At 63.7% G+C, this 7,004-nt stretch carries 5 protein-coding genes; 3 read left to right on the top strand and 2 right to left on the bottom strand.

Annotated elements, in window-relative coordinates:
- Positions 1 to 103 precede the first annotated feature (103 nt).
- Entirely contained in the window at positions 104 to 1,093 is a 990-nt protein-coding gene (locus Q0R16_RS09180) for an RluA family pseudouridine synthase (RefSeq protein ID WP_295635351.1), read from the top strand.
- 115 nt (positions 1,094 to 1,208) lie between these two features.
- Entirely contained in the window at positions 1,209 to 2,117 is a 909-nt protein-coding gene (gene rpoH / locus Q0R16_RS09175; protein WP_295635348.1) for an RNA polymerase sigma factor RpoH, read from the top strand.
- Between the two features lie 57 nt (positions 2,118 to 2,174).
- On the opposite strand, the gene Q0R16_RS09170 is transcribed toward rpoH, so the two are convergent.
- A complete protein-coding gene (locus Q0R16_RS09170) occupies positions 2,175 to 2,975 on the bottom strand; it encodes a transporter (protein WP_295635345.1) in 801 nt (266 codons plus the stop codon).
- Positions 2,976 to 3,066: 91 nt separating this feature from the next.
- Between Q0R16_RS09170 and mtgA the strand changes: the two genes are divergently transcribed.
- On the top strand, positions 3,067 to 3,798 hold the full coding sequence (gene mtgA, locus Q0R16_RS09165) for a monofunctional biosynthetic peptidoglycan transglycosylase (protein WP_295635342.1): 732 nt from the start codon (positions 3,067 to 3,069) through the stop codon (positions 3,796 to 3,798).
- A 69-nt stretch (positions 3,799 to 3,867) separates the two neighbouring features.
- On the opposite strand, the gene Q0R16_RS09160 is transcribed toward mtgA, so the two are convergent.
- Positions 3,868 to 6,567 carry a TonB-dependent receptor gene (locus Q0R16_RS09160; protein WP_295635339.1) on the bottom strand — a complete coding sequence of 900 codons (2,700 nt, stop codon included), beginning with the start codon at positions 6,565 to 6,567 and terminating at the stop codon, positions 3,868 to 3,870.
- Between the last annotated feature and the right edge of the window lie 437 nt (positions 6,568 to 7,004).

Here is a 7,004-nt window from a genome sequence, read left to right as displayed (position 1 = left end):
CAGCAACCCGCACGCTTCCTTCGGCGCGGCGCCCGCGGCAGCCTCGATCAGCGCTGCCAGCACGGATCTTGTCACGATCAATTCGCTACCCATCTTGGTGAATATGGGGGCAAATGTGACGATACTGCAAGGCGTGATCGCGTCCGCTGACGGCGCGGCCGCGCCCGCACGCCTCGACAAGGCGTTGAGCGAGGTCTCGGGCCTGTCGCGCGAGCGAATCAAGGCGTTGATCGAAGCCGGCCAGGTCCAACTCGCCGGCGCGCCAGCACGCAGCGCCTCGGCCAAGCCCGCACCCGGCACCGCCTGGCGCATCGCGGTGCCCGAAGCGACCCCCGCCGCAGCGCAGCCGCAGGACATCCCGCTTTCGATCGCCTACGAGGATGACTACCTGATCGTGGTCGACAAGCCGGCGGGGTTGGTCGTCCATCCGGCTGCGGGCAACCTAGATGGCACGCTGGTCAACGCGCTGCTGCACCATTGCCGGGGCAATCTTTCGGGCATCGGTGGAGTCGCGCGGCCCGGCATCGTCCACCGCATCGACAAGGACACATCGGGGCTGCTGGTCGTGGCCAAGACCGACGCCGCGCACGAAGGGCTTGCGCGCCAGTTCGCCGACCATTCGATCGAGCGCGCCTATCTTGCGGTGACGGCGGGCGTGCCGATCCCGGCGGCTGGCACGGTGCGCGGCACGATTGCGCGCGATCCGCGCGATCGCAAGAAGATGGCACTCGTCCCCGAAGGCCAAAGCCACCAACGCGGCAAGCACGCGGTTACGCATTACAAGGTGCTCGAAACACTCGCGCCCGCATTGGGCGGCGCCGCGCTGGTCGAATGCCGGCTCGAGACCGGGCGGACTCACCAGGTGCGCGTTCACCTTGCATCAATTGGTCATGCGCTACTGGGGGATCCTGTCTATGCCCGAACCCCGCAACGACTCCGCCCCCTCATCACGCGACTCGGTTTCCACCGACAGGCGCTTCATGCCGCCGTGTTGGGGTTCGTTCACCCGATTTCGGGGGATCGCGTTTCGTTCCGCGCAACGACGCCGGTCGATCTTGGGGAACTGATAGTAGAATTGCGCGGTTCAGTGTGACGCATTGTGATATTGAAACGAATGAACCAGGTGATCCCGCCGCAAGACGCCCAGCAGGGGTCGGCAGCCCGGAGAACGGGGCGGGTATCGACCGCAACAGGAAGGACGAAGCATCGTGAGTGAGGCCAAGAAGCGCAGCACCCTCCCCGCAGTTGGCGGCGAAGCCGGGCTGAACCGTTACCTTTCCGAAATCCGCAAGTTCCCGGTGCTCACCGCCGAGAAAGAGTACATGCTTGCCCGCCGGTTCCAGGAACACCAGGACCCCGAAGCGGCCGCGCAGCTGGTCACCAGCCACCTGCGGCTCGTCGCCAAGATCGCGATGGGCTACCGCGGCTATGGCCTGCCGGTCAGCGAACTGATCTCCGAAGGCAACATCGGCCTGATGCAGGGCGTCAAGAAATTCGACCCCGAACGCGGCTTCCGCCTCGCGACGTACGCGATGTGGTGGATCAAGGCTTCGATGCAGGAATTCATCCTGCGGTCATGGTCGCTCGTGAAAATGGGCACCACCGCCAGCCAGAAGAAGCTGTTCTTCAACTTGCGCCGGATGAAGAAGAACCTCGAAGCATTCGAGGACACCGATCTGCACCCCGACGATGTGAAAAAGATCGCGACCGACCTGGGCGTGCCCGAGGTCGACGTGGTCAACATGAACCGGCGGATGATGATGGGTGGCGATGCCAGCCTCAACGTATCGCTGCGCGGTGATGAAGAAGGCGCCGGGCAGTGGCAGGACTGGCTGGTCGATGATCGCCCGTTGCAGGATTCAACCGTTGCCGACGCCGAAGAAGCATCGATGCGCCACGACATGCTGGTCGAAGCGATGGAAGGGCTGAACGATCGCGAAAAGCACATCCTGACCGATCGCCGGCTGGTCGATGAACCTAAGACGCTTGAGGAACTGAGCCAGGTCTATCACGTCAGCCGCGAACGCGTCCGGCAGATCGAAGTGCGCGCCTTCGAAAAGCTGCAGAAGGCGATGCAGCGCATTGCCGGCGAGAAATACATGATGCCGACGATGTAATTTGCGCCGGATTGCTGGATTACGGGGGGCGCTCGCATTGCGGGCGCCCCTTTTCGTTCAGCGGAACCGGTGCGCGAAGCCCAGTTTGAACTGATAGTCGGGCGCGGCTTTCGACAACCCGGCATCACCCTCGAAATCGAGCTGCCACTCTTTCGCCACTTGCCAAGCCAGCGATGCCGCCGCTTGCGCCACGGTTTCGTGCCCGGTGGGCTCCTCGTTGCGGAATGCGGCCAGTTCGCCGGTGAGGCCGAGCGCCTTGGACAACGGGTGCGACAGGCTTATCGCACTGCCGTACTGCACGTGGCGGCCGCGGCCGCTGGCGTTGACCGCTGCATCGATCTCGGGGCTAAGCGCGAGCTGGAACTTCTGGCCAAGATCGAACTGCATCGGCACGATCAGCCCGGCACCCCAATCACCCGCGCCGATACCGGCCTTGCCGGTGGGCAGCGTGACGTAAGCGTGGAGCGCGACCGGTCCGTTGGGCCCCGCAATCCCGCGCCGCACTGCCACCACCATGTCGCCCACGCCACGCGTTGTGCTGATCCCGCTGGCATCGCGCTGGCGATCGCGGATGTAGCTGGTCAGGCCCACTTCGATCTCGGCGCTTTGCGCCACACCCACGCGGATCAGCGTGTCGCCGAAGGTCAGCGTATCGTCGATGGCGCCGCCGCCGCTGGTGTGCGCAATCGCCGCCAGCCCGGTTTCGACCATGACTACGCCGGGCGCAAGCGTGCACGGTGGCGTATCGAACCCGGGGCGGTCTGCGCAGAAGTCGCGATCTTCGGCGTAGGCAGGGACAGAGAGCAGCAGCATGGCAAGTGCGGCAAGACGAAAGTGCATGCGATAAGCCGTTTTCATCGCGCTTGTCCTAGACTGCGTACGTCGGACTGGGAAGCCCGCTGGGCGAGCGCACCTTGCGCGGCGGCGCGCGGGCGGGTTACCAAGGCCCATGCTCGACAACTTGCGCAACGAACGCTTCACCCCCGCCCCGCAAAAGCGCCGCCGCAGCGGGGTGCTGTGGTGGCTGGTGCGCTGGTCGGCCAGCCTGGTCGCGGTGTTCCTGATCGGCAGCGTGGTGATGGTGGTGGTCTACAAGGTCGTGCCGGTGCCCGTCACCTGGACGATGCTGCTCGATCCCAAGGGCTTCGACAAGGACTGGACCCCGCTCAGCGACATCAGCCGCAACATGGTCGATGCCGCGATCGCGGGTGAGGACGGAAAGTTCTGCAGCCACAAGGGCTTCGACCGCGAGGCGATCGAGCAGGCGTTCGAACGCAACCAGCAGGGCGGGCGCATCCGCGGCGGATCGACGATCAGCCAGCAGACCGCCAAGAACGTGTTCCTGTGGCAAGGCGGCGGATATCTGCGCAAGGGGCTGGAAGCCTGGTTCACCGTGCTGATCGAAAACGTGTGGGGAAAGCGGCGGATCATGGAGGTGTACCTCAACGTCGCCGAAACCGGGATCGGCACGTATGGCGCCGAAGCGGGGGCGCAACGCTACTACAACAAGTCTGCAGCGCAGTTGACCGCGGTGGAAGCCGCGCGGATCGCGGCCGCATTGCCCAGCCCCAGGAAGCGCTCGGTCACCAACGCGCGCGGCTTCACTCGCCGCCACGGCAACGCCATCGCCGCGGGCGTGGGCACGGTGCGCGGCGATTTCGACGATTGCATCTACCAGTAAGCGGACATGAAAAGGGCAGGGAAAGCTTTCGCCCTCCCCGCCCTTTTCAAGTGGCGCTGATCGAGTGGATCAGAACGCGAAAACCACCGTGCCGCTGATCGTGCGCGGTGCGCCGATCTGGGCGAAGCCGGGGGCGCCGTAAGCCGACGTACCCGTGATCTTGCTGTAGGTGTTGGTCTGGATCAGGCCCGACGAAACACCACCGACATAGAACTGGTTGAACAGGTTGTAGACGTTGAGCTGGATGAAGCTCTTGTCGTTCAACCCGATCGCCGAAAGGCTGAGCCGGGCATCGAGGCTGGCCAGCCAGTAAGCCGGAGCCTTCGCGCCGTAGATCTGCACCGGGGTGGAAGCAACCGGGACAACCGGGGTTCCGTTGGTGCTGGTCTTGGCGCCCGACGGGATGAACGCACCGGTGAAGGTCGCTTCGTTGGTGTCGTAGATGAAGCGCGGGCCGGTGCGCTTGGCGAGAAGGCCGATCTGGAACGCACCGAGCGTGGCGCGGCCCGAGAAACCGAGCGTCGAAACCGGAGCACCCGATTCGCGCTTGCCCGCGGTCAGCGCGACGATCGAGCTGCCATCGGTGTTCTTGCCGATCTCGATGTTGTCGCGGATTTCCGACTTCAGGTAGCTGCCGAACGCGTAGAACTGGAACTGCTTGATCGGCTGGATCGAAATGTAGCCGTCCACGCCGTACTTCTTGACCGAACCCAGGTTGCGGATGACGTTGACGTCGAGAACAGGGTCGTACGCGGTGGCCAGGCGGTTCTTGTACTGGTTGTAGAAGCCCGACAATTCGCCCTGGATCATGCCTGAACGATAGCGCACGCCCACGTCGTAGTTGTCGGTGGTTTCGGCCACCGGAGTCGCCTGCGAGGTGCCGACGGGATAGTAGAACGAGTTGTAGAGGCTGTCGGTGCCGGGCACCGAAATGTTCTTCGAGTAGTTGGCGAACAGGCTGATGTTGTCGATGGGCTTGAACACCAGACCCACGCTCGGCAGGAACTTGCGATACGTCAGGCGGCGTGCCTGCGGCGGCGAGAACCCGGTGACGGTGTTGGTGGTGGCGTTGAAGCTGTAGGGGTTCAACGTGGTCAACTGCGTGTTCAGCGCGGCGTTCTGGCCGGTGCATTCCACGAAGCCACCGGCCGACGAGGTGGCGCAGTAGTTGTTCAGATTGCGGATGAAGAACGGCAGCGACGCGCCGAGGTTCACGGTCAGCTTGCGGTCGAAGAATTCACCGCGATATTCGGCCGCGAACTTGTGCAGGATCGCGAACGACAGGCGATCGCGCTTCTGCAGCGCGGTGCCGTTCACATCGGTGACCGGGCTGTTGACCGGGAACACGTCGAGCGGTGTGCCGTTCTGGCCGACCAGGCCGACTTCGCCGGTCTGGCGGTGACGCGCACGGTCCCAGGTATACGCCAGGCGGACCGTGTTCTCGGGGTTGATTTCATAACGCAGGCTGGCGGTGACGGCGAAGCGGCGCGTCTGCGTCTGGCTGGGGGCGATCACGGTGACCGTGTCCAGTGTGTCGCCATCGCCGTTGAGGTCACGGCCTGCGAACGGCGTACCGGCGAAGTAACCGGCAACGCAGGTGTTGTTGGCGCTCGTGATCACCTGCTTGCAAGTTGGGTTGGCGACGCTGGTGCCTTGCGGTGCAGCGGTGCCGTTGGCGGGGTTGATATCGCGCAGGCCTTCGTTGGCGGTGACGGTGCCGCCACCGTTGGCCTTCACGTACTGGTAGCTCGGGTCGATCGTCAGCACCAGCTTGTCAGCCAGCGTGAAGCGAGAGGTCAGGCGGATGTTGCCGGTGTTCGATGGGTTGAAGCGCCGATCGAACTCGGTGCCGCACACTGCCGAATCGGTGTTGGGAGCAGCAGCGGGAGCGTCTGCAACACCCGGGGTGGCAGCCGCAACCTGGCACGGGAAGTTGATCTTGTAGAACGCTTCGTCGATGTTGGCAGGGAAGCGATTGTTGGCATTCGGGCCGACGATGCGCGGCACGGTCACGCCGCTCTGGACGCGGGTGGTGTCGTTGCGCAGCGGCAGCGAGCCGAAGAAGTTGTTGCGGTTCTGGTTGTAGTGGCCGGCGATCGTGATGAAATCGCTGCCGCTCAGCGGCACATAGAGCTTGCCGTTGTACTGCTGTTTGTCGACCTTGCCGTAACCGTTGAACGGCACGTTGTTTGTGCCGCGGCTGGCCGAAACCCAGGCGCGGATTCCACCATGCGTGAGATCGCCGGTTTCGATCTTGGCGAAGCCGCGCATGAAGTTGAATTCACCGGCCGAAAGCGACAGCATCGCGCCGAAATCGTGATCGGGGTTCTTGGTGCGCAAGTTGACGGTGCCGCCAGCGGCCGACGCAGTCGGACTGTCGACGTCGGTCGTGCCCAGGTTCACGTTGACCTGCTCGATCAGTTCGGGATCGACCTGCTGGTTCGAGAAGATGGCATAGTTGCCCGAATCGTTCAGCGGAACGCCGTCGAAGGTCAGGCTGATGCGCGTCGAATCGAAACCGCGGATGTTTAGCGTGCCGCCGGCCGAACCGTACGCATCGTTGTTCTGGAAGCTGACGCCCGGAACCTGGTTGATGGTGTCGAGGATCGACTGGCCGGGGTTCTGGTGCTGGATGTTTTCCTGCGTCAGGACCGCCTTGGCCTTGGCCGTATCGGGCGAAGACACGCCGCCGACCTGCTGCACGTTGCCGCGCGAGCCGGTGACCACGATCTGCTTTTCGAATTCGATCGAACCGGTCGACTGCGCCATGGCCGGCGATGCAATGCCAATGGCGAGCGGCAGGGCGGCTACGCCAACTGCGAGTAGGAACTTGAGCTGCATTGAAAATCCCCATCTGTGCGCCGGGCAAGCCCGGCTGAAACTCGGCAAGACGCATGGTCTGCGGTGCGCCGACGTGGGAGCAGACCGATTCGCCGCCCACATCAGTCACCGTGTCTAGATCGGTGCGTCGCTCTCCCCAAACGGCACAATGGAGACAAATTCGTGACAGCATGTAACCGCCGCGACGGGCAAATTGTGACCGGAGCAAGACTTGTACGATTTGGACGTCGATCCTGTTCGAAAATTGCGCAGAATCCTGACAATTCAGTAATGTCTGCCCCGGTGTTGCCCGGATGCCACGTCCGGGGTATTTGTTGCAGCGCGGCATAGCTGGCGCCGCCCCACCGGCTGGGGTAAGCGCCCGG

This window comes from Novosphingobium sp. (assembly GCF_025351285.1).
In the GTDB taxonomy this organism is placed as follows: domain Bacteria; phylum Pseudomonadota; class Alphaproteobacteria; order Sphingomonadales; family Sphingomonadaceae; genus Novosphingobium.
Note: the sequence above shows the minus strand (reverse complement) of the source record. Positions and strands in the feature narration are given on the sequence as shown.

Bases quoted from the DNA above. Each gene is read 5' to 3' on its own strand.
- mtgA (WP_295635342.1), top strand. From the start codon at position 3,067: ATGCTCGACAACTTGCGCAACGAACGCTTCACCCCCGCCCCGCAAAAG.
- Q0R16_RS09160 (WP_295635339.1), bottom strand. From the start codon at position 6,567: ATGGCGCAGTCGACCGGTTCGATCGAATTCGAAAAGCAGATCGTGGTC.
- Q0R16_RS09170 (WP_295635345.1), bottom strand. From the start codon at position 2,975: ATGAAAACGGCTTATCGCATGCACTTTCGTCTTGCCGCACTTGCCATG.
- Q0R16_RS09180 (WP_295635351.1), top strand. From the start codon at position 104: ATGGGGGCAAATGTGACGATACTGCAAGGCGTGATCGCGTCCGCTGAC.